Here is a 26,308-nt window from a genome sequence, read left to right on the forward strand (position 1 = left end):
GGGTGTTGACGCCGACAGCCCTCACCATGCCCTTCGTCTTCAGGTCTGACAGGCAGCGGAACATCTCGTCATTGAGGAGGTCAGGCTTGAAGCCGTGCAACTGGAACACGTCTATGTAATCGCATTTCAGATTCTCGATCGATTTCTTGCAGGTGCGAAACAGCGCATCAGGCGAAAAATCAGAGTGATACAGGTCGTCATCGGCAACAGTCGGCGCGTAACCCACATTGCTGCCTGCCTTCGTTGACACGACAATCGAGTCCCGCGGAGCGATCCTCAGTATTTGCTCAATCGCGCGGCCGAGCCGTGGCTCAGCGTTGAAATTCGAATAGTTGCTGCCGGTGTCGAAAAAGTTTACGCCGTGCTCGAACGCGGTCGTGATTATCTCAATGGCTTTGCCGTCGGGAAAGCGCTTGTCACCCCAAAACCCGGAACAGCCCAGACCGATTTCGGAGACTTTGATGCCGGTCTTGCCAAGTTCTCTGTACTTCATGAGGCTCCCTCTAATGAAGCGACTTCTAGCACAGATGCCGCAACTGGCAAGCGAAGGGCGGCACAAATAATTCGCGACATCGGAATACTTTGACAGATGTGACTGGCTCAATACACTCAGATTGCCGACGCGCGTCTATGAGCTGCAAAACCCAGGCCCCGCCATCGAGCGGGCCTTTTGCTTTGTCGGTTCGAGAAATCCGCTCCGAAGGCGAACACTGGCGCCGCTCTTCAAACCTGCCTCATGTGCTCGGCGATCTTGTGCAGCGTCTCCTGGATATCGGTCTGGCGCTTGTCGGCGATCGTATCGGCCGAGGCTGCGATCTTCTCCACCGCCACCGCGATCCGCTCGAGACACCGCAACGTCTGTTCGGCATGGCGCGCGTCATGAAACTGCACGTCCTTGGTGATCGCATGGTCCGGAGCCTGGCGCTTGGTGCGCACATATTGGCCAATGGCGGCGAGACCGAAGAGAGCGCCGGTCAGCACCGTCATGAGGAACTCAGGGGTTATCTGGTCCATTCGACGCTGCCCTTTTGTAGTGGTTGTCAATGATGGCGGCGTCGGTGATCGCCCGGATCACGTTGTAGGCATCGAGCATCAGCAGGACCGGATAGACGGCCATGCCCGTTCCCCATATCTCGGCCTGCGCGAAGCCGAGAGTGATCTGGAACCAGAAGAAGCAGGAGATGAACGCGCCGGCGGCCCGCAAGTGCGGCGTCCTGCGCCAGGCGCCGTTGATCATCAGCACCAGCAGACGGCCGGTGCCTGCGAGAAAGCACACCAGCGCCAATGTCTCCTGGTCCATGATGGCTTTGAGCGGCGCGTAATTGGCATTGGCCTGAAACAGCTCGGGACTGGCCGACAGCACGATCGACCAGTTGAGCAGCATCAGCGCCAGAGCCCATTCCGAAGCCCGCACGGCGAAGGTCTGCCGGAACGACCGGGAGATGTGCAGGAAGTCCATCATTGCGCGATTCCCCCTCGCAACTCGTCATACCAGCCGGCGCATTCGCGGATCTGGCCGTTGGCGCGCGATAGGGCCCGGTCGGTCTTCACCAGCGCCGCGTCGAGCCTGTCGCCCTGAGCCACGCCGGACCGGTGCGTCGCTCGGCAGCCGTCGGGATAGGCGGGCAACGCCTTTCCGATCGCGCGCTCCTGGTCGGCCACGGCCAGCGCCGCGGGCACCTGGGCGGCGCTCGCCTCGGCGCGGGCCAGGCGCTCGAACCTATTTGGATCGCAGCCGGCCAAGAACATCAGCGTCAACAGCGCAATCACCAGCAACAGGGCGCGAAAGCAGATCTGCCAGGTCGTCATTGAGGATCTCGTTTTCTGTCTGGATGGCGGCCAGGCGGGCCGCGAGGTTGATCCGGGCCGTGGCCTCCACCACCCGCCGCCGATCAGCCTCACGGGCAGCTTCAGTGGAACGGGCGGCAATCCAGGCCTGGGCGTCGAGCTGCGTCTCGAGCGCCGCGATTTCGGCGCCGGCGACCATCTCCTTGACGCGCTCGTTGACGGCCTGGCGGATGCTGCTCGACTTGTCGAACTGCACCCACGCCAGCGCGCCGAGGAGGATGATCACCGGAATCGGGATGGTGAAGCCGAGGATGCGCAGTGCGCCCTTCACCAGCGGTGTGGCGAGAAGCGCGCTCATGGCTGCGGCCCCTCTTCTTCATAGGCATTTGCGCCCATCGCCTGCATCACGTTCTTGTCGTCCCAGGTGGCGCTGAACACATAGGCGCCGATCACCGAGCCGGCGAGGAAGAAGCAGGCATTGGCGATCGCCGCGGCAAGGTTGCTGTCCTCGCCGCGCCAGATGAGCCAGATCACCATGCCGGCGCAGAACAGCAGGGTGCCGTGCACGATGCGGCGGCGGGCTTTCCAAGGCGGGCGGTTCATCACAGCCTCGCCGCCTGGACATGCATCCAGTCGAAATCGCGCGCGCGACCGAGCGACACCCAGCCCTCGCGTGCCCAGGCATGCCAGAATGGCAGGGCGTCGGGATGCGACAGGCGCGCTTGCGGGCGTTTCCAGCGGAGCTGATTGCGCTCCGGATCGAAGTCGATGGCAATGCCGTAGGCGTGCATCGAAAAGCGCGATCCGCCGCGCATGCGCCGCACATTGAGCGAGCCGCCGAACAGGTCGAGACCGAGGTCGCGGCGTTCCTTGTCCGAATAGGTCTCTGCAATCTCGGCGAAGGCCCGGCCGGCGCTGTCGATCACCCTGGTGTGCAGCGTGATGCGAGTCACGGTCTGGCTCTTGTCCCAAGCCAGCTTCATCGGGAACGGAAGCTCGAGCCGCCCCTGCGACGTGCCGACCGGCCCGTAGAACCCCGCCACATCATCCTGGTGCGGCCACAGGAGGCCGCCGGCAGGAATGCCAGCCCCGGCGCTCGCCGGACGCTCCTGCTGGCCGGGTGCGTTGCTGGAGCTGCGCCGCAGCGCCTCCTCGGTCAAAGGGTCAACCTGGCCGGAAACGGGCAGGCCCTTGCCCCGCTGGAACGCCCTGAGCGCGGCGAGGGTCAGGTCGCCAATATCTCCATCGATCGGCCCGCAGGCATAGCCGTGCGCCGTCAGCCGGCTTTGCAGCCACTGTTCAAATGTCATGGTGATGTCCTTATGTTTTGATCCGCGCCAACCAGGCGTCGAGTGCAACCTGTCTTTTAAACGCCGTTGAGAAAGCCGACCCAGTTGCTGCCATCGCCCTGGTTGATATAGAGCGAACTTCCCGCACCCGCGCCGGCCACAGTCCTGCGAACCATCGAGCCTGCCCGCGCCGCGAAGGAAGGCCCGTCCGTAACCTCCACGTCATTAACCGCCAGTTCCGATGTCGAACTCACCGGCACAACCGGAACATAAGTGGCGTTTCCGCCCACCACGTCTTTCATTCCGGAAAGGGCATTTCGCGAACAGCTACCGTTCCCCGCGTCAAACTCTTTCAGGCCCACCAGAGTGATGTTTGTTCCCAAGCCCCCCGCGCATCTTGGCATGACTTGACTGACCCAGTTGTCGTTGCCATCAACCAGGGCCACCGCAATTTGCGTATCTGCAGATCCGGCGTTGAAGGCGACTTCATAGTTGACCCGTGCGACCTGACCGCCGTTCATGCGCCCCATATATACGCCGAAAGCGCCGGCTCCGCCTGTGTTGCGAACATTGATGTTGTCGATCTGCGGGCAAGTGCAGGCCGCGCCAGTCATTTCAACCGCGCCGCTTCCGTTCTTGATCTGGCCTTCAAAATTGACGTTGCAAATCTTCAGATGGCTATAGGCGACGGTCGCGTTAACACGAACCGCACGCGCCTGTCCGCTCATCACCGCCATAGTGACGCCATCAACGATGTTGCCATTCATCGCCGTGCTGGTCACGTTGATCAGATCCACGCCGATGACAGTCTGTCCGCTGATGCTGTCGCCGTGCCCCCGGATCGTGATGCCGCGAACTTGACAGTTGACCGGATCTCGCATCGAGACGGTAGCCGCGCAATCGCGTTCATCTGGCGAGACGGTTTCCTCGGTGTAATGCGTGATGTTTGAAACGATGTTGTTCGGCCCTGAGCAAGCAATCGGCCCATGACAGCGATGATAGGTGTTGCCGGTGATCAGGGCGCCCCCCGTATAGTTCGAATATTCACCGTGGTCCCACATACCCTCGTATGTATTTCCAGAAGAGATAAAAGAGCGGGTATTCGCTGGTCCGCTGCCATAGTTGGCAACACAAAGGCCAGTCGTGCAGTTGCGGATTTTGTTTCCCAGAACCTGAAAATTCCCAAGCGAGGCAGCGCTTCCGGCGTCCAGGAAGATGCCGAAATGAAAAGTAGTAATCAACGGAAACGTGGGGCGCGGTTGGTTGCCGTTGATGTCGCAGCCCTGGATAAGCACATTGGTGATATCCTTGCAGCCAATGCCGATCCGCCGGATGTTCAACATCTTCACGCCGATGGCGGTGAAGGTCTCGCCAGTCACCCAGATAACCCCATAGGCCGGCGTTCCCGAGCCCGTTGCCGGGTCCCATTCTTCCGGTCCGATGAAATTTCCGCCGCTCACCTTGTGACGGGCGCCCGTGATCTTGAGCGCCATGTAATCGGCAGTGTCATGGTTGATCACCGCATCGTGGTGGATGTCCGTATGCACGCCATCCGCCGAACAGGTCGGGGCCGTCAGAAGATTCCACAGTCCATCGCCGACCGTGAGCGTTCCGCCACCCACGGCGGCAAGGTAATCATAGGCCATCTGCCAGGCGGCATAATGATCCGACGCGCCGGAGTAGCCGCCGCATTCCTCGAGCGAGACAATGCGCCCTTCCTTGGCATACCAGGTGCTGTTCGCGTTCTGGAATTTGAGCGCGTGAGAAGGTTCCGAAGCCTGCTTACGATAGTTGCCGCCGGATCCGGCAATGTAATTTGTATCGCGGTAGCCGATATCGTAGTATTCCGGGTCGACGTCAGGATTGTCGGCAATTGCCGCCGCGATCGTGGCAACCTTCAGTTGATCGCGGACCTCTCCAGTCGTTTGAGCCTTGAAGACAGCCGTTCCCGCCGCGCCGCCGCCGAGGTTGCCGAGCGCCTCGTCCGCGTCGTCGAGGTCTGCAAGATTGCTCGCAATGGCCAGTTTTCCACTCAGCGCGGCCAGCATGGTTGCCGCAAAATTTTCATCATCGCCCAGCGCCGCCGCCAGCTCGTTCAGTGTGTCGAGCGCGGCCGGCGCGCTGTCCGTCAGCATGGCTATGATCGAGTCGGCAATCTGCTGGGCGGTAACCTTCTTCGCCTCTCCGTCCCGTGACGCCGGAAACAGATCTGCCATCTCGATGCTTCCGACCGGCGGCAGTTCGTTGATTTCAATGTCCATGATCAGTCCTCAAGCAAAGGCGGTGATTTCGAGTGCGCCTGTCAATCCGACAGGAGCCGTAGGAGCGGTTTCGTTCCAGTTGGATGTCACCGTGGCGCCGGCTGAATACCGCGTGACCGCTCTTGCCGAGATGTTGTTGGAAAATTCCAGGGCGCCATAATTTCCCGTTGCGGTCGTGGACACGTGTCCGTGGAACGTGGCAACCGGCGTCCTCGACCAGTTCAGCGTTTCACTCCCTGTGAACGATGATGCCCACAGTGGATCAAGCGCCGACGCCGCCCCGCTCTTCACCGCGGACACGATCAATCTGTTTGAGTTGACCAGATTCGTTATCGTGGCGATGTTGCTCGCGTTGGTCGCAACCCGCGCCACCAGCATGTCGTCATAGGTGCTGTCGAAAAGGGTGTCGGTTTCGGCAAGACCGGCCGGATTGTAGCTGCCGTCTGCCAGGTCCTTGAGGAGGAACCCGTCGGTCGGATTCCACCGCAAATGATAGGTCTTGTTGGAGAGCGTCGTGAAGGTCCTGTCGTCCTCGATATAGCTGCTGGTTGAAACGGGATAGATGCCGCGATGCTGGAAGTTGACCGACGTCGGCACCTGTACCGTGCCGGCCGCGGGGCTGGTGACGATCATCTTTCCGTCGGCGCTCAGGATCTCCGGGAAGATCGGCAGTCGCGCCCGCGCCTGGCTCACCAGCAGAAACTGCGACGTGTCGCCGCCGCCGGTCGCCGCCGCTATGGCTGCCTCGATGGCCTTGCGCAACTGCTGCAGGTCGGTGTTCGACGGAGCCGCTGGACCAAAAAATTCGATGACATGATCGATCTCGCGCTGCGGATACTCGATGGCGCCGGCCGGCACGACCGAACCCTTCGTGCCTGCGCTGCGGTTGCCGTCCACATAGGCCGTGCCGGCGGCTTCGCCGGCGGGTGGAACATATTTCATGGGTTTCTCCGTTGGTTCAAAGCGATGAGGCGAACAGCCGCATGATCAGCGGGTGGCCATTTTCGGTCACGATTCGCGCCCCGGTTTCCGTCACTAGGAACGACGCAATCGGCTGCTCCGCGTAGTTGAAGATGACCGTGGTCCAGCCCGGCGAGATCCGCCGGATCTCGCACTCGAGCACGTCGTGGTCGAAACCCAGCAGCCGGTCTATGCCGGCTTCCCCGATGCCCGTCTCGAACTGCGTAAAAGGAGCATAGCGCACCAGCACCACCCATTGCCGTTCCAGCCCGGCAGCGGACAATTCTCCAAGCCCCAGGCATGTGCTTTCGCCGGCAAGGAACGCGTCGGGCTCCTCGATCGCCACCACATAGCCGAGCCGCGCCGCGAGCCGGATCACGTCGGCGGGTGTGATCGTCGCCAGCCGCGCCACCCGCGCCCGCAGGATAGCCAGCCTGGCGTCGAGCGTCTGGCCTTCGCTTGAACAGTTCTCGGGTAGGCCGAAATCCCGTTCCCAATCTTCAAGACTATCCACCAGCGAGGCGGATCGGGATTCCTCCGTCAACCGCCACGCCTTGGCGTAGAGTTCGACGAAGGGCGAAAGCAGTGCCCTCGTCAGTCCCGCGATACGGCTCACCGTGGAAGGCGCCTCACCGTCAGGAGTGCCCCAGGCGGACCCTCGTGGCCAGAGCGAAAGGCCGGAAAACAGCAGGGATTCTACCAGCGGCGCCGACAACACGTCTCGCGGATCGATCACCGGATCAACGAAACTATCATCGGGGTCCACCCAGAACACGGGGCCGCGATCCGCCGCGTAGAAATCTGGCCAATCCCTGTTCACATGCCATGTGGACATGATGCTAGACCCAGTTGATCGAGCCCAGCACGGGCAGTTCGCCGGGCTGGAACACTGGTGCGGATGTCGGCTCAACCAGAACGTGGCTGGCCTCGCCCGGTACCGTGGAAATGACCTCGGAAAGCCATGCCAGCGGCAGTGTGAACGGATCTTCCGGCAGTCCCGGGCGCACCCTTGTGTCGCCTCGGGTCGCATCGAAGAACGTCGTGAGCGCCGCTGTGACTGCAACACGGTTGGCGGACGTATCCGGAGCAAGCTGCACGGTGACATCGACCGGCTTGGCAGTGGGCACGAGGGTGTAGTACCGGGCGCGCACCAGCCGAAGGCTCTCGATATAGACGTCGACCGTGGCCACGTCGGAGGGGGTGGGAATGCCGTTCACTCGACCTTCAACAAGGACCCAGACACCGACGGTTCCGAACCCGTTGGCGAAATTGGCCGCCCACGCACGTACCACGCCCGGAACCTCGAGCGCCCAGTTCTCGTAGTCTGGCAGGGTTCCGCCCTGCGGCGGGGCAGCCTTGCGCTTGAGCGCCCTCACGCGCAGGTCTTCGACGGTTTCGGTATCGGCGCCGCCGCCAAGGCCGCCTCCCCCGACTGTCACGGTCTCGGGCATCGTCGGATAGAGCGCCGGGTCGGCCAGAAGAAGTTTCGCCTGGGAATCTCGGTTGGTAGCGATGCCGGCTGTTTCCGCCTGCACCTTCACACTGAAGCCGCCGCTCGCATTCGCGGTGAACGCCGAAGTTGTGACATAGGTGATTCCCCCCGAAATGAAGCGGACCCCCGCCGGATAGGTGGCATGCGGCGCAGCAATGCCGGCCACCTCGCCCGACGCGGCCGAGGCCGGCTTCTGAAGGATCCGATATTCCGCGGCATGTAGCCGGATGATCGGCGCGCTTGTGGCGGTCGTCAGGTAAAGCTGCTTGTAGATCCAGGCCAGCCGCAGCTCGTATTCATGGGCCAAAAGCGCCATCACCTTGCCGATGACGCGCAGCACATTCTGTTTCAGGCTTGCGTCGGTGCCCGGGAGATAGTGCCGCATGGCCCCCCGCACCGAGGCGGAGATCTCGTCAAGCGAGCGGATCGGAAATGCCATTCAACTGCTCCCATAGAACCGCGTATTTCTGGTCATGAACCTGCGCACCGTCGCGGCCATAGCCGGCGATGGAGAGCACAAGCCGCGCATTGGCTGGATCGGCTGCGGCCGCCACGTCGAACCGCGACACCGCGCCCTGGTCGATCAGGGTTTGCAGGGCTGCGCGGGCATAATCGGACGCCAGGATCTCCACATCTGCTGTCAGCACCCGCCGCCGGAGCAGCCACAGCTTCGAGCCCAGCGCAGACTCGTCCGCGTCCCTGTCGAAACTGTCGCCCGGCCAGCCCCGGTTCACGTCGCCGTCGCGCAGTTCGGTCGGCTCTGCGCGGGCATCCGTCATCAGGCAGATCAGGATCGCGGTCGCCAAAGCCTGCGTCGCACGCAGCCCGCCCGGGTTGACCGGATCGTCGATCGGCGTTGTCACCAGATCGCCGACGCGCCCATCCCAGGCAAGGTCCGGATCGAGTAGCGGCTCTGCCGCCGGCGCCAGCGGGATGATCTTCATGGCACGAAGACTCCCTCGGCCAGGTTGCTGGTCTGCAGGTGCCCGGCGCTGTCGACACTGTTCTGAGCCGAGACCGGCCGCGCTGCCGCTGGTCCGCCCAACCGCACAGTCCCTTCAAGAATGATTTCCGGCGCGACGATGTGCACCTTCGACGAGTGCACGAACCGCATCTGCCTCTGCACCACCGAGACGATGTTGCCGGTGTGATCGTAGATCGCTGTTCCGCCCAAATCGACAGATGGCCGCATGCTCGGATTCTCGCCCCCGAACAGATAGGCAGAATCGCGGTTGCCCCGCGCCGACATGGCCACGCCGATCCCGCCCTTGACAGGGTGGCTGGCAAACCCGTGCGGTTCGATCCGGTGAACCCGCTCGAAGCTGTCGCCGGCAAAGCCCTTGCCGTTGATGAATTGTTGCCCCTCGCGGTGCTCGACCGTGCCGTCCAGTTCGAACCGGGTCAGGTGACCATCAAACATGCTTCACCCTTCCCGGTATTCGGCGGACACGGCGCTTGGCGCGCCCCATGCCGCGTTGGAGCTGCCGCGCGGATTGTCGCCGCCAAGCGCCCGTGGATCCTTGAGACTGAGCCGCGCCACGGTGCCGTCCGAACCGTCCTGCGACAGCGTCACGGAAGCGATCACCATGTCCTGGTTGATGCCGAGCCAGTCGTCGTCGACCTCGACCAGCCAGTTGGCTTTCCACAGGTTCCCGCCCTCGTCCCGGAAGCCCGGAACAACGACCTGGCAGGCCACACCCTCGCCGCTCGCACGCCGGGATTCCCACTTCGCCCGCGTCTTCAGTCTCTCCGAGGTGGCCTCGCCCTCGAACGGCACGATTAGCGGACGGCGTCTCCGGCTGGTGCCCTTGGCCTCGCCTTCGGGCCGCAACGCCGATGCGTTCACGCCGATCGAAGCCTGCCCGCGCACCTTGACGCTGGAAAAGCTGGTGGCGCCGGAAAGGCTGCCGCTGGCGCTTTCGATATTGAGCCCACGCTTGAGCGCGCCAGCGTGGCGGCCTTCCGGCTTGTCGGCCAGCACCAGCTTGCCTTCGGGATTGTCATGGATCAGCACCCCTTGCGCCCTGGCATCCGTTTCAAGCGTATCGAACAGCGTCTCGCCTGGGCGCACCTTGTGCACCGACTTCTTGATCGTCCTGGCCTTGACCTCGACCCCAACCCCGAGAACATCGAATTCCTTAGCGATGTCGCCTAGATCGGCATCGCGCTTGAGGCCGGTCGGGTGATCGATGGAGCACTCGGTGGCGTCGCAGGTCCGCGACACGAAGCTCACCGAATAGCTGCGGGCGTCCGTGTCGTGAGCGCCGCGCACGTCGCGCACATATCCTGTCCCCCAAACCTCCCCCGAGACCGTGATGGTGGCCTCGTCATCGGGCGCACAGGGGATGCCGGCGCCCGTCCAGGCCACGTCGAACAGAGCCGTCCGGACCGCCTCTTCCGCCGATTGCTCGAGCGTTGCTGACTTGTGCGGGAGAGTCCGGCCATTGACCGAAAACACGATTACTTCGAGCGTCACGGCGCCACCGCTTCAAACGCCACCGGCATCACCAGCGCCGTGGCGATGCGGTTGCGGTCGACCAGTTCCCCGGCCCGGCCGGCGTCGGCATACAGGTCATAGGCAAGCAGGGTCGAAGGCAGGGACAACCCGGTCTCTACCAGCACCGCCGGCGCCCGCTCCGCTGCCGTCCGCGAAAGATGAAGCGCCGCGATGCCGGCAAGCGAGACAAGCCACTCGATGGCTTCCGGTCCATAAACCCCGGCTTGCTGATAGGTCGTCTCGGCCCTGGCGTTGATGGCGCTGCGCGCCGCCTGCGCATCCTGTCGCGAGGCATAGCTCGCCCGGCTCACGGCGAAGCAGGCCGCAACCAGGTCAGCCATGCGCCACAGGCCGCTCGCCTCCTGCACGCGGTCGAGCGCCGGCACGACCGCCCCCGCATCATCAGCCGCCTCGCCGATCAGCCGCGCCATTTCCAAAAGAGACACCAACCCGCTCGCGCCGCCCGCCTGCGCTGCCACCGCAAGCGCATCGAGGGCCGTCAGGTCATCGGTGTCGAGAATGAGTTCGCGCGCCAAGCCGCCGAGAATAATCACGATTCGGTCCATGCTAGTCTCCTCTCAGACGCCGGCCGCGATCAGCGCCGCCACCGTGGCGACGCCAGCGCTGAAGGCGGTGCGCAACTGGCCAAGCCCGCTTGCGGCGAATGAGGCGCGCCCCCCCGACCGGATGAACTCCAGCCGGTAGGCGACGAAGCCGTTCTGGTCCTTGCTGCGCGTGCGCGCGCAGGCGATGCAGTGCACGGCCTCGCCTGCGTCCATCGGCAGGATCAGCAAGGATGCGCCTGGCACGCCACAGGCGCGCTCGAGCGCCAGCCCCGCGAAGTCGGCGGCATCGCCGGCCACATAAGCGTCAACAAAGATGCTCTTGGACCGCGCGCCCATGTCTTCGGTGAGGATGGTCTCGCCGCCCGAGATCTCGTGAACCACGACCCGGCGGCCAACCTCGGGAGATTCCGACTCCACCCAGAACGGCACGCCCCGGAAGGATGCCCGGCGCAATGTCTTTGCCCAGTCACGCATTGCCATGTCTATTGCGCCCCGACCCGTCCGGCGGACGGCATTGTCCGCCCGCGATTTCCGGAAACCGCCGGCGCTTGCGCGCCGCCAGAGGGTATCGCGCTTGTGGCCGCCCGGATCCTCGCTGCAGCAGCCTCACCGAAGGCCGCTCCGGCCTGGGCGGCTGTGGCATTGATCTTCGCTGCCGCCGCATCTCCGAAGCCGTTGCCGGCTTCAGGCGCGGCCCTCGCGATGGCATCGGCCGCATCATCACCGCCTTTGGCCAGATCTGAACCGGACTCCGCGCCGGCCTGCTCAAGTCGGGAAAGCAAGCCCTGCAATTCGTTCACGCTCTGCTCCGGACGCGCGGACACTCCATCAGACGACTGGGCAACCACAGGCGGAGCGCCGCGCAGCAGGCTGATCCCCTCGCGCCGCATATCGGTGTCGAGCGCCATACGCTCCGCGTCTCTGCGCTCGATTGCGATATCCACCGGGTCAGGCCTTGTCATCGGCAGGGGCACGGCTGCCCCGGTCTGCATTGATCCAGCCGCAGCGTACGTGACCCCGTCGCGCGTCGTCACCAACGGACCCGCCGCCGGCATCGACCGATCAGGAGCAGGCCCGTTGAGAACCGCCGTTCCCAACGCAGCATCACGCATCTCGCCATAGACCGAATAGGCGCCGATTATCTTGCGATCTTCCTCGCTCCGGTAACCGCCCCGCCAGGCCATCGAATCCTTTTCAGCGTCCGATGAAGTCACTCCCCACCCCGTGCGGGCCCACCATCCTTTGGCGGCGCCGTTCTGTTCAAGAGCCGAATTGATGGCAGCCGCGCGATCAAGGCCTCCAGACACATAGTCCATGGCCCCGGCAACCGGGGGAGCGATGGTTTCGCCAAGGCTGATCTTCAGCTTCTCCCAGGAATTGGCCATTCTGTCGATCGACGCCTGCTTGTCCTCGAGCACCCGCCGGAGATCGGCGTCGACCGTTCCAGCGGCGCTGCCGAGTTCTTTCAACAGTTCGGTAAACTCGCCCGTATTGTTCATCAGCGCGCGCATGCCGATCTGCATCTGCTTGTCCGTGAACAGCAAGGGCAGTTTCGACATATCGCCGTTGATGGCTTCCTTCGAGAGGCGGATAAAGGCCTCCAGCGTGTCCTCACCTGCTGCCTTCGCCCTTTCCATTTCCTCTCGGATATCGATGCCGAACTGCTTGGCGAAGTTGTTCGAAACCGTCACCGAATTCATCTTTGAGATCACATCCATGAAGGATGTCGCGGCCTCGCCCGACGTGCCTGTCTCCATGCGAACGGTCTGCAGCGCCGCTGTCAGACGCTTGAGACCTTCCTCACCTTCGTAGCCGAGCGCGGCAAAGGCTGGCGCCAGCGACGGCAGTTCCGCCGCCATGTCGCGAAGCTCGAACTTCCCAGCCTTGCCGCCCATGGCCAGGATGTCGAATGCCTCTTGCATCCGGTCGCCGGCAATATTGAATGATCCGGCTACCGCGTCCGCCGTCGTCGCCATCTGTCCAAAATCGGAGCCAGAGGCCTGGGCTGTCGCCGAAACCGAACGGATGAGCGCCATCGCTTCGCCGAGAGACTTGCCGGACGCAATCAGCGAATCCAGTCCGCCGACGATATTGTCCACGGGCGTGGCCGTGGCTTGAGCGATCTGATCAAGCTCGATGCGCACCTTTGCCATCTGTTCGCGGCTGGCATCGGCATTGATGCCGATTCTGGTCAGCGTCCTCTCCACCCGCGCGAAGTCCGTGACAGCGCGCTGGGCACCATAGGCAAGCGCGGCCGGCGCTGCATACCGCATCAGCGCGGCTGTGGCGGCATTCGAACTCCGGGCCACCAGGGCCTGCGTCTTGTTGAACGCGCTGGCCTTGTTGTTGACGTCCGCGAGCTTGGACCCCAACTGCCCGAAAGCCGCCATTGGGCCGAGCTTCGCCGACAGCCGGATGATGGCTTCGATAACTCGGTTGCTCATCGTTTCTTTCCGGCTTCAAGACCGCGCACGGCCCAGGACAGACATTGTGATGGCGTCATCGCCATCACGCTCTCGAACGAAAACCCGAACCTAAAGATCAGGAGGTCCGCGGCTTGCCGGGCAGCTTCGCCCGCGCCTGTGTAAAAAAATCGCTGATCGCCTCTTTCACGGCGATCGCGTCGGCGAGAGTGAGTTCGCCGAGGTCGCCGGCGTCGGGCAGCCCGTCGCCGCGCTTGAGCAGACGATCCCGGTACTTCCATATCCGGTCGTCGTGATGGAGCAACATCGTCCCGCCGTTGGGCGCGGGCTGATATTCGGCGATCTCTCCGATCTCTTCGAAATCCACCATCTTCGGCTCGCGGAAGGTGAGGCTGCTGAAACTCCGCCCGTGCGCCTCATACCCCTGCGACAACCGGACCGTCTTTTCGCCGGCCATCTCAGCCCTTCCTCACATAGGCTTCCGCGGCGCCCGACACGCCGGTGACCTCGCCGTTCATCCGGTTGCTGGACGGTTCGCCGACAAAAAAGGAGCGCGTGTAGTAGTGCGACACGCCCGTGTCGTCCTCGATGAAGGTCGCGTCGAAGCGATCGGCCTTCATCAGCGCCTCGAGATCATCGCCGCGATCGGCGAAGGAGATTTCAAAGGCGTATGGGGTGAGCGTCTCGACACGGTCGGTCGACCGGTCCTGGTTCACGATCGCCTCGATCGACCGGCCTGCGGTCTTGAGGTTGATGGTGCCGCGCAGCGAGAACGTCGCTCCGCTCGACAGACGGAAGCGGATCAGCCCGCCATAATCTTTGCCAGCCATGGGAAAGGTCCTTTTTTGGATGAGGATTCATGCGCGGCGCACGGAACTGTGCGCCGCCTGTGACCAGAGAGCCCGCCTCAGCGGAACTGCGAGTAGACCCGCGCCAGACCGGAGAAGATGTCGAGCGGGTTGGTGAAATCCATCGGGACCACGGCATCGACACGGTTGGGATTGTCGAGATTGCGCGTCACGACCAGGTCACGCAACGCGGTCGCCGAGTTCTCGAGCACCCCGCGCAGCTCAAGCCCGACATAGGCGTGATAGCAGGTGGCCTCGATGTCCTTCGGCGTCGAGACGGTGATCACGTTGCCCGGGTTGTCGTCGGCGATCACCTTGTTGGAATGCTCGAACGCCAGTTGCGCCAGGATGTAGCGCAGCGAATACATCAGCGCATGCGGCTTCTGGATGTCGCGGAAGGTCGTGTCCGGAACGCCCGCGGTGGTGCGCGCATGGGTGACGATCTTGTCCACCGCCACCCGGCCATTGCCGTTGACGCTCCACGACGACATCCCCGCCGCGAGAAAGGCATTGCGCGTGGCCAGGTCCGGCCAGTAGGCAGCCGCGCCGGGCGCGGAAATCCCTTCCACCACGAGCCCGGTCTGGTTGCGGTTGACATCGCCGGTCGAGCCACCGGCGAGCCATGGGGCCACGCGGCCGATCATCGCCGCGACCCACAGGTAGCCGGGCTCGGCGTGGAGGCCCGAAGTGAAGGTCGGCACGGCGCAGAGCTTCCAGGTGTCCTTGCCCTCGCCATAGGAGATCAGGTTCGCCTGGCTGTCGCGCTTCGGATAATAGGCGATGCCGAACTTCTGGTTGGCATAGCTCCACCGCCCGGAGACCTCCGAAAGCAGAGCGTCGTACCGCCCCACATTGGTGGCGTCGCCGAAGGCCGAGATCAGGAACGACCAGTCGTCCTCCTCGATCGCCGCGTTGGCGCTCGACGTGTCGGGCGTACCGGCGCCCGCCGTGGCCTCTTCGATGGTGAGCACGCCGGTCAGGGCATTCGCCCCGTCGAGCACCGGCACGGTCACGCCGATCTCGGCCGCATAGGCGCCGGCATGGCGGGCCGTGATGGTCACCACATTCGTCGAGACGGACGAAGTGTAGGGCAGTGCGTGTCCGGTCTGCGGATTGTCATAGGCATTGATCGCGGCATTGATCGCCGCCGCCACCGTCGCGGCGTTGTCGCCGGCGGCAATGGAGATGGAGACGAGTTCCCCCATGATGCTGATCACGCCGGTGCCGCCGCCCGCGGGCGGGCTGCCCACGGTGAGCGTGCGGATCTCGGCCGTGCCGGAAGCCGCGATAGAGACGATGAACAGCGGATGCGTCGGCGCGTTCTTGCGGAAAACGGTCACCATCTGCTCGAGCATCGAGCCCTTGCCGGCAAGCGCCCGGGCCTGGCTGCGGGTTGCGCAGGACGTCTTGACGTTGTCTGACATCGATCCGGCATCGGTCTTGTGGCCATAGATGACCACCGGCGCCAGATCTTCGAACTGGCCGCCGCTCTCGACCGAAAATGCGAACAGCGGCGCAACGAGGTTTGCGGGTACGCTCATGTGCGTTTCTCCTTCTTGGATGCGGCAGGGTGCGCCGGTTTATCGGGGTGGGTTTCAGGTTCGGACGGTGTCGGCTGCACGGCCGGCTCCAGGGCGCCCTCCGCGATCAGCCGCGCGTAATAGCGGTTGGCCGGGTCGATCATCTTGCCGTTGAGCGGGAATGCTTCGCCTTCCGGGGTGCGCAGTTGCGGCGCGCCATCGGCGGGTTTGTGGAACTGCATTGGGGTCACTCCAGTGTTGTGCCGGCTATGGGCCCGGCGCCGGGATCAAGCGATATTTCCTCGAGATCAGAGCGGGTCTCACCCGCCAGATGCGCGGCGAGAACCGAGAGCTTTGCCTTGGCGTAGGATCCGGATGGCAGGCTGTCGTAAAGCACCTTGATCCGCCCGGTGAGACCGGCCGCATCGCTCAGTTCATCGTCGGCGATCGTCAGGGTCATGCGCATGAATTCGCGCTGGAGGCGCAGGCCGATCTCCGGAACGACATGGCTCTGCTGTTCGATCTTGTCGCAATGCGTCACCACCCTGCGGAACAGATAGCCACGCTCGGAATAGAGCAGCTCCTTGCGAACCTGCGCCATCAGCGCGGCAAGCACGAGACGGGCTTCCGGGTCGCTGCCTGCCACGGCGTCGACATAGGCGCCGCCTTCTGCATCACCGGGCACCACTACGGCCAGTTCCCCGACAATCTCCAGTGTGGTCTGGCACTGATTGTCTTGGGCGTCTGCTGCTCCGCCACGGCTGTCAACCGTCGAATCCTCGGTGTAGAGAGCCAGCACCGGCGTGTAAGGCATATCGCCGGCCGCAACATCGTCGAGATCCGAAACGGTTGCCTGCCGGCTGTCGAAGACCATGGGCCCCGCGAGCGTCGGAAAGAGCGTGGTTGCCCCGCTCGGCCGAAGCACCTCCATCGCCGCAAGTCTTACCGCTTCGGCTGTCAGGGTCATGGCTTTGCCTTGTTGACGTAGAACACGCGCCGGGACGATCCGTCGCGATGAATGTCGGCAACATCGTAGGTCACGCTGTCGGCAACCAAATGGTCGCCGCGCCTTGGCGCCCACGGCCACGTGCCGTCGTCATGAGCAGTGATCACCGCATCGAATGCCACATTGGCCTGGGCAGTCATGCCCGTTTGCGTGAATTGCTCGTTGCGAAGCGGCGGCGGATTGAATTCGAGCGAGCCCATGAACTCAAACCCTGCCCGCTCCGGGTCCGCTTCCCGCCGGTGATTGACGGTGGCCCCGTTCCTGCGCGGAACGGCCTGCACGTCCACAGTGTCGAAGAGCGCCGCCGCGTCGGTCTCGAGGCGGCGCTCCATGTCTGTCCAGGCGTTCATTGTCCTGGCGTCAGTTCGACGTCAGGATCTGGACGGCGCATTCCGGCTGCTTGTTGACCGCGAGCCGGTTGGTCTGCGACAGCATCTCCACGCCCTGGCCGTGCTTCAGCGGCTCGACCGAGATGTAGATCGTGTCCGCGTCCGGCGCCTGGTTGGTCAGGTCAATGTGGTAGACCGGCGCTTCGAAGGTGCGCATCATCGACTGGGTGCCGGTCGGATAGGCTGTGCCCGAATTGTCGGCGACATTCTTGGCCGTGGTGATAGCGCCCGAGGTCGAGCGCACCGGCAGGCCACCCTTGTATTCGCGGAAGATGATGTCGCCGAACTCGAACGTCCGGCCCCAGTTGCCCGCGCGGCTTTCGCGGTTGAGCATCCGGTGCTCGCTGGAGTTCTGGGCATTGAGCCAGAACTTCTCGACCTTGGCATGGGTGATCAGCTTGTTGAAGAACAGCGAATCGACCACGGCCTCGACCCCGCTGGTCGTCTCGCCCTGCAGCTTGGTCATGATGTGGTCGACAACCGCTTCGCACTTGGCGCGCACATCGGTTTCCGCCGTGCCGAGCACGAAGTCCACCTCAGGCTTGGTGATGCCGAAGACAGTGTAGAGATTGTACAGCGTCGTTCCCTTGCCGTCCTTGATCAGGCCGTTGAGCGCGCCGAGCCTGATATACTCCAGCGTGATCGAATGATTCCGACGGATGATGTCCAGCTTGCGGGCCGTCTCGCGGTCGACAGAGCGCTGGTCGACCTGGCCGTTGAACACCTGCAGCAGGCCGTCGACATCGCCGACCGAGATCTTTTCCAGATGAGGGAAATGCGGGATTTGCAGGATCACGCCGCCTTCTGCGACTTCGCCGCCCACACTGCCGGGCGATCCGGGCTGTTCGGCGGACAGGACGTGGATTTGGCCATTGCTGTAATCGACGCGCACATAGCGCGAGCCCAGCGTTTCGATGGGGAACAGCCCGAGCGAATTGATCAGGCCGAACTCGTTGGGCAGGCGGTTGACCTCCTGGGTCACATCCGCACTGGTGTAGGGAAAGTCGAACATGGAAAATCTCCTGGTGACGCGGGCCTCGCCTGCGCATGGTCGGATGGATGGAAAAACCCGGCGCGGTTCCGACCGCGCCGAGTGGGGCGCGTCAGCGCTGGATGATTCCGAGCTTCTTGAGCATCTCGATGCCGATCGCCTTGTTGGCGGCGCTGATGCCGTCCGGCCAGGCAATTGCAGTGACCGACACGATGGCCGGACCGCGGTCGAGCGACAGGCCCTCGGCCGAAACGCCGTCGGCGGCCGTGGTGTCGCGCAGCGACAGGCCGGTGATGATGCCGGTGTCGTCGGCGGCGCCGGGCACCCAGGCAACGCGCTCGTTGGTGTCGGCGGCCTGGTCGATGGCGACATCGATCATGAAGGTATCACCCTCGGCAAAGTCCGTGCCGCCGCCGGCGATGGTGAACTTCACCTCCTTGGCGAAGGCCGTGCCGCCGGTTGCCGTGCCGACGGCCTTGCCGTCCGGTCCCTCGACGCGGAACTTGGATGTGCCATCGGCCCCGCCGGTCGAGCAGGTCACGATGTAGCGGCCTTCCTTGACAGAAGAGGTGAAGGCAGGGTCAGCAAGGGTAAGCGTGCCGTTGCCGGTACCGCCGGCCGCCGCCGCGGCCGCAACTGCCACATTGGCAGCCGCGATCACGGTAGCGAGCGGCGTTCCCAACAAAACGATGCGAGCGGCGCCCGAACCCGCCTTGAGCGTGTAGGACTCGCGGCAGAACTGTGGATCATATTCCTGCTTGAGAAGCTGGCTCTCGCGCACCGGCGCGGTATGCGAATAATAGGGAAGCATGAACGTCTCTCCTTCTGTCCCGCCTCATCAATGCAAGCGGGCGATGATGGGTGGGGGACTTGGCGTCAGGCGCGGTTGCGCTCGACCCTCGCGGTGATGAGCTTGGACAGGCCGCTTTCGACGGGCTGCCCGCCGCCGGGGGTGGCGAGCCCGGCGCCAGCCGCGGCGCGGGACTTGTCATAGGCCGCGGGCGACGGCTCGGGTTCGGTGCTGGCCAAGGGCGCGGCGGCAAGGGCCGCCTTGACCTCGTCGACCGACATTTCGGTGGAGGAATGCAGGTGCTGGGCCAGAGCTTCGCGGCCCTTGGCCTCGTCAAGCGCCATGATCGCTGCGTGGCGCTCGCGGTCCGCCTTCACGGCCTCGCGCGCCGCTGTGGCTGTGGCTGCGGTGATGTCGGCAGAGTTTGCATCCGCCTTGGTCTTGTCGGTCATGGTGGGGTTCTCCTTGTGGTGACCGGTGGGTGCCGGGGCGGATGCCGTCGGCGGCTTTCGGATCGCCTGTTTCAGGCTCCATCCATTGGCGCTGGCCACGGCGCGGAGCGTCTCCGGCGCATGGGCATAAGCGCGATAGTCGAAGGCGGCGACAGCCGCGCCTTCGGTGTCGTTGGCGGCATCGGCAAAGCCCTGGGCGATCGCCTGTTCCGGCGTCATCCAGGTTTCGGCCTTCATGATCGCGCGGCATTCGTCAGCGGTCTTGCCGGACTTGGCGGCATAGACGCGGGAATAGGCAGTCGCCAGCGCCTCGAGCTGCTCGATCGTTTTCGTGTGATCCGCAGATGTTCCTGCCCCTTCGGTGAAGGGAAGCGCAGGGTCGTGTATCATCAGGATCGACCCGGCCGACATGGTCAGGGTTGCCCCGGCCATGGCGATCAGCGAAGCTGCAGAAGCTGCGATGCCGTCGACGATGACATTGGTCGTGCCGGTGCGGCGGGCCAGCAATGCATGGATTGCTGCCGCCTCGCTCGCGTATCCGCCACCCGAATTGATCACAACAGTAAGATCGGAGTCATCCTCGACGGATGCCAGAGCGATCAGGACCGCATCGTAGGTGAACCAACTGTCCAACCACCAGATTTCGCCGACAGCCCCGGAAAGCGTCAGCGTCTGACCGTCAAGAATGGCTGCCATGTCGATATCCTCAGAAGTGGAAGCTGGCAGCGCCGCGGCGCCGCTTGCCCGTTTTTGCGTCGCAGGCCGCAGCAAGGCGGCCCAGTTCGGCTTCGAGATCAGCCAGCGAAACGCTGGCGTAGCGCATCCGGCGCCGTGTCACGGGAGAGGCAATCTCGCCCTCCTCGACAGCTTCTCCGGCAAGGCGTTTCAGCTTCACCGCATAGAGCGCCTGGTACAGCGCGCACGGGTCGTCCATGTCGACGGTGGCGCCGTCGATCTTCACCGTCGCCATGACAGGTCCCTTCAGGTGTTGCCTTGGACTTCGACCGGCTGCGCCGGAGCCGGCGCATCGCGGTCATAGGGCGAGCGCATGCCGGCCTCGACATAGCGCTGGTGATCGGCGCTGCGTTCGTCGAACAGCTCGTCCGCGTCGATCCCCTTCAGTTCCGCCTCCCGCGGGATGCTCGACGTCCCGTTGGCTATCCGTTCGCTTGCGGCCTTCTCGGATTTCAGGTCGTCTGCCGTGGGCTTCTCCGGACCCTGCCATTGCGCCCAGTTGGCGGCGCTGCGGTTGGCGCGGTAATTCGCGAGCCCCCCGGGAAACGGAATCGCGCCTGTTTCGATCTTCTCGTCGAGCCACTGTTCGTAGAATGTCTGGTACATCGGCGCGGCAACATGCTCGCGCCGGCGCATCACCACCGGCCAGATCGACGCATTCTCCATCCGCACCGACGAATATGTCGCGCTTGAATGGTCCATCGTGTAGGCGCCATAGGTGACGCCGATCGCGCGCGCCATGTCGCGGTCGAGCGACTGGGTCAGCGGCAGGTAATTGTCGCCCGGCGCCTGCGCCTGACGAAACTGCAGGTCCTCGTCGGGCCCCAGAACCGGGATGCGCGCGCCGCCCGTCAGGCTGACGCCGCCCTCGGCCGCCCGGTCGAGCGTGCTGCCGAGATAGCCCAGCACATTGTCATAGATTGCCTTGCCCGATTCGCCACCGCTATCGGCCAGTTCCCGCAGCGATTCAATGGCTTCGGCCGCAGGCAGCTTCGAGGTCAGCACCGCTGCGAAGAACGTCTGCACGATCAGCGTCTGCAGCGTCGCCTCGCGCGCCACTTCGGTCTGGGCGTGCTGCTTGAGGATCGGCGTCAGTTGCGAGATGCCGCGCACGTCATCCGCGTCAAGCGGATCGAAGATGTGCATGACAACCGGTCGGCCGCTCGCATCAAAAGCCGGATAGCGCACCTTCGACGGAAACCCGTTGCGCTTTTCCTCGAACAGATAGGCCTCGGCGCGGCTATTTTCGTCGTGATAGACGCCCTGGAACAACCGCTGCGCATCGTTGGTGTCCTGCACCAGCCGGGGCGGCGGCACCAGCAGCATCTTCGTACCTGTGCGGATGCCGTAGCGGGCGCGCTGACCGGCGTCGAAATGCGTGAGGATCCCGGTCGTCTCGCCGAATGCGATGTGCCACCGGAGCGAAATCGCCACCAGTTGCGGGATCGTGAACTTGCCGCGATGATCGCATTCACGCGGGTTCCAGGAGTCCCTCTTCCATTCGGCCTTGACCAGTTTGGACCATGCGACGGCTCGTTCCTTGCTCCATCCAAGCCGGTCATAGTCCGGGGTCGGCTTGAGGATCAGCTCGGAGCCCACAGTGTCGGCAATCACCTGGTCGACCGCGCCCTTGAGGCGGCCGGAGTTGTGAATGAAGTCGAGCGCCAGGGCCGCCGCGCGGCGCCAGGAGCGGCGGATCTCGTCGCGGCTTTCCGGTACAGGCGTCAGCCGGGCCGCAAGCACGCCCGACGGGCTGTCGCGCAGCATGCGCATCATCGGCCGGGCCACGGGGCCGGCGACGGCGTCGCGCGACTGCACTGAGCCTGCACGTGCAATCCTCGGAACCCGCATTACTTTCGCCTTTTCCATTTGGCCAGCACGTCGTCCGCCGGCGTTGTCTTCGAAGCCGCGCCCCGCGCAGGACCGGCGCTCGAGGCGTCCGGCTCGGCCCGTGAAGCGATCTGTTGCGACACCGGCGTGAACAGCGTCTGGGCTGCGGCTGGCGTCAGTTGCGCCCGCAGCGCCGCCCAGCCCGCGGGCGTCAGGCGCGAAAGGCCGAGATGCTCTGCCATGGCCATGGCGTAGATCCGCGCGTCGAGAAAGTGGTTGTCGCGCCGGATCTTCTTCCACTCCTCGACCAGGCGTCCGCGCACCATCTTCTGGTCGAAATATTCCGCCGTGATCTGGCGGAAGAATTCTTCGTTCCGCGCCTCGTTGAAGTGGCAGTAGCCTGCCGGGTCGGCCACTTCGCCCGAACGAAGCCCGAGCCGGTGCAGGTTTCCGTAGAACTCACCCTTGAGCGACCATGTCCCGACCGGCCACAGCATGGTCGATCCGACACGCTTGCGCTTGCCGCCCTTGCGCACCGATGTCTTTTTCGGCAGCCCGATGGCGGCGACACCGCGGCCGTGCTTGCCTGCGATCGCGTAGGTGTCTGGCCGCTCCCGGCACCATTCCAGCACCTGTGTGGTCCGGTTGCCGTCGCCTGCGTCCACCGCCATGGCGCCGGCCCTGCGCGTGTGCCCGTAGGCGTCCTGCCAATCGGTTTGGTAAAGCCGGTCAAGCTTCACCCACGCTCCGGCGTTCTTGTCGTCGGTTTCCCCTTCGAGAAACTCCGCATGCACCGACCAGCTTTGCCTGTCGGAGCCGAAGGCAGCAAACTCGACATAGATGCCGCTGTGCTGCACGTCGGCGCCGGCGACGAAGATCAGTCCGTCGGCCGGGATCACGCCGTCCGGATAATCCTCGCGGCGCTCCATCAGCCGCTGCCAGTCCGGCGCATTTCCCCGCAACTGGTAGGGCAGCGCCAGCACCAGGTTGTGATAGTCTTTGGCCCCCGCCTCGCCGCGTTTCTCGGCCTTGAGCTTGTCCTCGGCGATATCCCCCAGGCTCATCAACAGGCTCATGAAGGCGTCGACGTGAAAGCCGGGGTGCCTGTCGGGGCCGGTCTGGGTCGGCCGGTAAGCGCCCTCGCGGACAATCGAGACCCGTTCCGCTTCCGAAATCCAGTGCCCGCAGGACGGACAGACCATCACGCTCTTGTGCGGCTGCACCCGGTCGACATGGAAATGATCGTCGGACTGGACGAAGTGCTCCTTGCACTCGACGCATTCCACATACCAGAACCTCTGGTCGGACCGCTTGAACGACCGGTCAATGCGGCAATGGCCCGGATCGTCGCCGAGCGCATCGCCAGAATCGAGCTCGGGCGTCGACAGCTCGAAGATCTTGTAGCTCCGCTGCCTGCGGAACGCTGTGAAGCGGCCGAAGAACAGCGTCTCTGGATCCGCGCCATTTGGCAGTTCGCCCCACTTCGAGACCTCGTCCTTGACCCCGAACCTGCAGGTTTTCATGGACAGGTCCATGACTGTGTTCGCATTGGCGAGCGAGATGTACCCGCCCGGAAACCGTTTCTCGTAGGTCGTCGAGTTGCGCCCCGACCGGCTGGTCACCGGCAGGATGATTTTCTTGTCCGTCTCGACCTGCCATGCGTCGATCAGCGGCTGCAGTTTCTGCCCGTTGATGTCCTGCAGCGCGTCGATCCCGGGCACCCCGTACAGGATGTTGTCCGGGCAGACCTCGGCGATGTAGAGGCACCACGAAAGTGCCAGGATCGACACGCCCGTCTGTTGCGCCTTGCGCACGGTGACCAGGTTGGCAGAGTGCTCCTGGCTGAGGCATTCGGCGATCTCGACCAGATACGGCGCGTCCCTGGGCGACCAGAGTTCGCCTTTTCGTGGCCCATCGACCAGCACCACGTTCTCCGACAACCATTCGACGAAGGGCGTCGGCGGATGCGGCCGGATTGCTTCGGCCAGCCGCGACGCTACCAGCTTGAGCGCCCCAGGATGAACCGTCACTGCCCCGCCTCTTCGTCCTCGATCACGTCCTTCTCGGGCGCGGCAACGGCAATCTCGGCGTACCTTTTTGAGACCGCCAGATTGATCTGGTGAGCCACATCCCTCAGCGCGACCCGCAAGCCGTGAACGCCTTCCTTGGCAAACGGCCCCGCCAGGTCGTCGGCGTAATTTGGCAGCCTGGCGATAATCGCTTGGGTTTCGCGGCCCAGTATGTCCATCGCCTGCGCTTGCTGATCCGCGCTGATCAGCCGTCCGCAGGCTTCGTCATGCTCGAGTTTCAGGCGGCTGTAGCGCAGCCATTCGTTGCGCCGGCGAGCCTCTTCGAAGCTGTCGGTTTCCGTCACGATGGACGGCGCTTCGTCACGCCTTGGCTTTTCCTCGGGCGGGACCGGCCTCGACGCCAGCACCTTGGCCGGGTTCTGGTACTTGTCGCGGTAGTGATCGATATGCCCTACCGACACCCGGGCGATCCGCCCTCGCCCGTCGCGCTCGACCGGGATCTCGTGCTTCTCGACCAGCTCGCGCACGGTCTTCGAAATTGCCTGCCGCGAAATCCCGTCACGCTCGGCAATCTCCGACAGCGTCATCATCACTGTCTCGACCATGACCACGCGCTCTTTCCTGATTCTATCCCTTGATCCCGGCAATCCGGCGACTGACAACCTGACAACGCCCCATCAGCACCACTGACAACCTGACAACCCAACCAAAACCTTTGCAAAACTGGCAGTTTTTCGGGGTCGTCCCGCCCCGCGGGGGTTGGATCGGGGATACGGTCCCTTTTTTTCCGGGGCGGTTGCCGCGGGGTTTGAGGCTTGTGTCGCACACTCATCGGGCGCGATTAGCGCGCCGCGCGGTCGAGCAGGCGGCCCACTTCGTGGATCAGACGCTCTGCGATGTCGCGATCCATGATGGATTGCGCCAGCCTCTGGAATTCTCCGTGCCGATCGGCACCCATGGCGTGAGCCGGGTTGGCTGCATAGAGTTCGCGGATCGGCGTGCGGCTCTTGCCCTCGCGGATCAGCACCGCGCGGCCGCCGGAATACTTCGATGCAGCGATGAACGCCCCCGCATAAGACCCGCGCCCCCGCACGCTCACGCCCTTCCGCGTCTGTCGCGGCCCGAGCTGCGCCAGCGATACCCAGCGAGATCGAAGCTTGATCTCCACATTCTGGGCTGTCAGCATCATCTGGGTGGCATCGCGGGTGAAGCGATAGGGCAGACCCGAATACTTGGCCGCCAGACGCGCCACCTGGGTGCGCGCCTTCTTGCCCACATGGTTGGTGGCCGAGCGAAACGCTTTCGCCTTGATGTCAGCCGGCAGCCGATGCATCGCCGCGCCGAGCGCGCGAAAGTCGCTGGCATCGATCTTCACACCTGCCGTGCTCACGCCGCGATCTCCAATCAAAAAACCCGCCAGCCGGCGTGGAGGCCGGGGCGGGTTGAACTTTTCCTTTTCAGGGTGAGAAGAGCTTTGTCAACTTTCCGTCGCATTGTCAAGATTTGAGCCTCAAGGCCATTTTTACCGAGGTTGGCGCGGCGAGCCCCGCCACCGCCTCCCACGGCGCCACAGTGGGCACTTCGGCGGTCAGCGCATGACCGGTCAGCCGCCCGGCCACTTCGGCCGCCACATGGCGCACAGCCAGCGCCCAGACCGATCGGCGGAAGCGCTCCTCGGCAAGCCCCCCCACCTCATCGGACAGAACGAACTTCCGATAGGCCCCGGCCCTTGGCCGCCGGCTGCGATAATTGAACCCGTCGACCTCGCAGTCGAAGGCCACGCCCGATGAAGGATCGGTGCGCTGCTGCCTCATGAACCAGGCAGGCTGCCCACCGCGCATCACCATGGTGCGCCCGGGCTCCTGCCCGCGCCAGTCGGGCTTGCGGCCCAGCACCGCGCGGGCGATCACCATGGTGCGGATCTCGCGGCCGGTAAGGGCCGCCAGCCGCAGCACACGCCGGCGCACGGCATCCGCCACCAGCCCGTCCTCATCCGCCCAGTCGCAGAAAGGCGACCAGTCCGGCCCGATCTCCACCGAGAGCCCGACCAGCCCGTCCACGGCGCGGCCGATCGTGAGCGCGTCCGGGTGCACATCGCCCTCGTCGAGATGGACCGCCACCACGCCATGGGCGTTGAGAGGCGCGTCGATCACCGTGCCGAGAATGCCGAAATCATAGACCATGCCCCAAGACGATGCGGCAGATGCCGTGTCACAGCCGGATACTGTCCGCTCCGCCTTGGGCAGTTCCTGCCTATAGGCCCATTCGAGACACTCGATTATGCCCGTCTGCTTTGTGGCCTCTGTCATGCGCGTTTTCCTGTTTTGAGCGTTGCACCAGTTTTCACCAGTTTGCGATAGTTTAAGCGATAGTTTTTCTATATATATTTCAATGCTTTGCACCACTTGCACCAGTTTTTGACGCCTATACGCATATGGTAT

32 protein-coding genes are annotated in these 26,308 nt (G+C 63.9%); all 32 read right to left on the bottom strand.

Annotation, left to right across the window (positions count from 1 at the left end):
• Positions 1–493: aldo/keto reductase (locus tag LL06_RS00615; RefSeq protein WP_035521037.1), on the bottom strand; the 493-nt coding region annotated here is incomplete at its 3' end.
• A gap of 230 nt (positions 494–723) precedes the next feature.
• Positions 724–1,014, bottom strand: coding sequence for a hypothetical protein (locus LL06_RS00620; RefSeq protein ID WP_152599428.1), 291 nt, complete (start codon positions 1,012–1,014; stop codon positions 724–726).
• Entirely contained in the window at positions 995–1,462 is a 468-nt protein-coding gene (locus tag LL06_RS00625; protein ID WP_035521041.1) for a hypothetical protein, read from the bottom strand. The genes LL06_RS00620 and LL06_RS00625 overlap by 20 nt, the downstream gene beginning before the upstream one ends.
• Positions 1,459–1,758: a hypothetical protein gene (locus LL06_RS00630; RefSeq protein WP_161784907.1), complete on the bottom strand. Its 300-nt coding sequence runs from the start codon at positions 1,756–1,758 to the stop codon at positions 1,459–1,461. The genes LL06_RS00625 and LL06_RS00630 overlap by 4 nt, the downstream gene beginning before the upstream one ends.
• Entirely contained in the window at positions 1,721–2,146 is a 426-nt protein-coding gene (locus tag LL06_RS00635; protein WP_035521045.1) for a hypothetical protein, read from the bottom strand. The genes LL06_RS00630 and LL06_RS00635 overlap by 38 nt, the downstream gene beginning before the upstream one ends.
• On the bottom strand, positions 2,143–2,391 hold the full coding sequence (locus tag LL06_RS00640; RefSeq protein ID WP_035521047.1) for a hypothetical protein: 249 nt from the start codon (positions 2,389–2,391) through the stop codon (positions 2,143–2,145). The genes LL06_RS00635 and LL06_RS00640 overlap by 4 nt, the downstream gene beginning before the upstream one ends.
• On the bottom strand, positions 2,391–3,098 hold the full coding sequence (locus LL06_RS00645; protein WP_035521049.1) for a peptidoglycan-binding protein: 708 nt from the start codon (positions 3,096–3,098) through the stop codon (positions 2,391–2,393). The genes LL06_RS00640 and LL06_RS00645 overlap by 1 nt, the downstream gene beginning before the upstream one ends.
• Before the next feature lie 56 nt (positions 3,099–3,154).
• Entirely contained in the window at positions 3,155–5,338 is a 2,184-nt protein-coding gene (locus LL06_RS26210) for a right-handed parallel beta-helix repeat-containing protein (protein WP_052161060.1), read from the bottom strand.
• A gap of 9 nt (positions 5,339–5,347) precedes the next feature.
• Complete coding sequence (locus LL06_RS00655; protein ID WP_035521051.1) at positions 5,348–6,280, bottom strand: hypothetical protein; 933 nt, start codon at positions 6,278–6,280, stop codon at positions 5,348–5,350.
• A gap of 16 nt (positions 6,281–6,296) precedes the next feature.
• Positions 6,297–7,133 (bottom strand): putative phage tail protein, encoded by an 837-nt coding sequence (locus tag LL06_RS00660; RefSeq protein ID WP_052161061.1) that lies wholly within the window; start codon positions 7,131–7,133, stop codon positions 6,297–6,299.
• 4 nt (positions 7,134–7,137) lie between these two features.
• Positions 7,138–8,229, bottom strand: coding sequence for a baseplate J/gp47 family protein (locus tag LL06_RS00665; protein ID WP_035521053.1), 1,092 nt, complete (start codon positions 8,227–8,229; stop codon positions 7,138–7,140).
• Positions 8,204–8,734 carry a phage GP46 family protein gene (locus tag LL06_RS00670; protein WP_035521055.1) on the bottom strand — a complete coding sequence of 177 codons (531 nt, stop codon included), beginning with the start codon at positions 8,732–8,734 and terminating at the stop codon, positions 8,204–8,206. Before LL06_RS00670 ends, LL06_RS00665 begins: the two co-directional genes overlap by 26 nt.
• Positions 8,731–9,210: a phage baseplate assembly protein gene (locus LL06_RS26215; protein WP_052161062.1), complete on the bottom strand. Its 480-nt coding sequence runs from the start codon at positions 9,208–9,210 to the stop codon at positions 8,731–8,733. Before LL06_RS26215 ends, LL06_RS00670 begins: the two co-directional genes overlap by 4 nt.
• 3 nt (positions 9,211–9,213) lie before the next feature.
• The gene (locus tag LL06_RS00680) at positions 9,214–10,266 is read right to left on the bottom strand and encodes a hypothetical protein (protein WP_052161063.1); all 1,053 of its coding nucleotides are present in this window, start codon (positions 10,264–10,266) and stop codon (positions 9,214–9,216) included.
• Positions 10,263–10,853 carry a hypothetical protein gene (locus LL06_RS00685; protein WP_035521057.1) on the bottom strand — a complete coding sequence of 197 codons (591 nt, stop codon included), beginning with the start codon at positions 10,851–10,853 and terminating at the stop codon, positions 10,263–10,265. Before LL06_RS00685 ends, LL06_RS00680 begins: the two co-directional genes overlap by 4 nt.
• Before the next feature lie 12 nt (positions 10,854–10,865).
• Positions 10,866–11,327, bottom strand: coding sequence for a DNA circularization N-terminal domain-containing protein (locus tag LL06_RS00690; RefSeq protein WP_161784908.1), 462 nt, complete (start codon positions 11,325–11,327; stop codon positions 10,866–10,868).
• A gap of 8 nt (positions 11,328–11,335) precedes the next feature.
• Positions 11,336–13,297 (bottom strand): phage tail tape measure protein, encoded by a 1,962-nt coding sequence (locus LL06_RS00695; protein WP_052161064.1) that lies wholly within the window; start codon positions 13,295–13,297, stop codon positions 11,336–11,338.
• 97 nt (positions 13,298–13,394) lie between these two features.
• On the bottom strand, positions 13,395–13,733 hold the full coding sequence (locus LL06_RS00700) for a hypothetical protein (protein WP_035521061.1): 339 nt from the start codon (positions 13,731–13,733) through the stop codon (positions 13,395–13,397).
• A 1-nt stretch (position 13,734) separates the two neighbouring features.
• Positions 13,735–14,106 carry a phage tail tube protein gene (locus LL06_RS00705; protein ID WP_052161065.1) on the bottom strand — a complete coding sequence of 124 codons (372 nt, stop codon included), beginning with the start codon at positions 14,104–14,106 and terminating at the stop codon, positions 13,735–13,737.
• 77 nt (positions 14,107–14,183) lie between these two features.
• Positions 14,184–15,665: a hypothetical protein gene (locus LL06_RS00710; protein ID WP_035521063.1), complete on the bottom strand. Its 1,482-nt coding sequence runs from the start codon at positions 15,663–15,665 to the stop codon at positions 14,184–14,186.
• Positions 15,662–15,886 carry a hypothetical protein gene (locus tag LL06_RS00715; RefSeq protein WP_035521065.1) on the bottom strand — a complete coding sequence of 75 codons (225 nt, stop codon included), beginning with the start codon at positions 15,884–15,886 and terminating at the stop codon, positions 15,662–15,664. Before LL06_RS00715 ends, LL06_RS00710 begins: the two co-directional genes overlap by 4 nt.
• Before the next feature lie 5 nt (positions 15,887–15,891).
• Positions 15,892–16,611 (bottom strand): hypothetical protein, encoded by a 720-nt coding sequence (locus tag LL06_RS00720; protein WP_152599430.1) that lies wholly within the window; start codon positions 16,609–16,611, stop codon positions 15,892–15,894.
• Positions 16,608–17,000 (bottom strand): hypothetical protein, encoded by a 393-nt coding sequence (locus LL06_RS00725; RefSeq protein ID WP_035521067.1) that lies wholly within the window; start codon positions 16,998–17,000, stop codon positions 16,608–16,610. Before LL06_RS00725 ends, LL06_RS00720 begins: the two co-directional genes overlap by 4 nt.
• A gap of 10 nt (positions 17,001–17,010) precedes the next feature.
• Complete coding sequence (locus LL06_RS00730) at positions 17,011–18,051, bottom strand: major capsid protein (protein WP_035521068.1); 1,041 nt, start codon at positions 18,049–18,051, stop codon at positions 17,011–17,013.
• Positions 18,052–18,142: 91 nt separating this feature from the next.
• Positions 18,143–18,841 (bottom strand): head decoration protein, encoded by a 699-nt coding sequence (locus LL06_RS26220; RefSeq protein WP_052161067.1) that lies wholly within the window; start codon positions 18,839–18,841, stop codon positions 18,143–18,145.
• Between the two features lie 65 nt (positions 18,842–18,906).
• Positions 18,907–19,968: a head maturation protease, ClpP-related gene (locus tag LL06_RS00740; RefSeq protein ID WP_035521070.1), complete on the bottom strand. Its 1,062-nt coding sequence runs from the start codon at positions 19,966–19,968 to the stop codon at positions 18,907–18,909.
• Positions 19,969–19,978: 10 nt separating this feature from the next.
• A complete protein-coding gene (locus LL06_RS00745; RefSeq protein ID WP_035521072.1) occupies positions 19,979–20,242 on the bottom strand; it encodes a hypothetical protein in 264 nt (87 codons plus the stop codon).
• 11 nt (positions 20,243–20,253) lie between these two features.
• Complete coding sequence (locus LL06_RS00750) at positions 20,254–21,825, bottom strand: phage portal protein (RefSeq protein ID WP_161784909.1); 1,572 nt, start codon at positions 21,823–21,825, stop codon at positions 20,254–20,256.
• 32 nt (positions 21,826–21,857) lie between these two features.
• A complete protein-coding gene (locus LL06_RS00755) occupies positions 21,858–23,867 on the bottom strand; it encodes a terminase gpA endonuclease subunit (protein ID WP_052161068.1) in 2,010 nt (669 codons plus the stop codon).
• Entirely contained in the window at positions 23,864–24,478 is a 615-nt protein-coding gene (locus LL06_RS00760) for a MarR family transcriptional regulator (protein ID WP_035521076.1), read from the bottom strand. The genes LL06_RS00755 and LL06_RS00760 overlap by 4 nt, the downstream gene beginning before the upstream one ends.
• A 230-nt stretch (positions 24,479–24,708) precedes the next feature.
• Positions 24,709–25,257, bottom strand: coding sequence for a hypothetical protein (locus LL06_RS00765; protein WP_152599432.1), 549 nt, complete (start codon positions 25,255–25,257; stop codon positions 24,709–24,711).
• A gap of 106 nt (positions 25,258–25,363) precedes the next feature.
• Complete coding sequence (locus LL06_RS00770) at positions 25,364–26,176, bottom strand: hypothetical protein (RefSeq protein WP_152599433.1); 813 nt, start codon at positions 26,174–26,176, stop codon at positions 25,364–25,366.
• Between the last annotated feature and the right edge of the window lie 132 nt (positions 26,177–26,308).

The sequence above is a fragment of the Hoeflea sp. BAL378 genome (genome assembly GCF_000759435.1).
Taxonomy (GTDB): domain Bacteria; phylum Pseudomonadota; class Alphaproteobacteria; order Rhizobiales; family Rhizobiaceae; genus Hoeflea.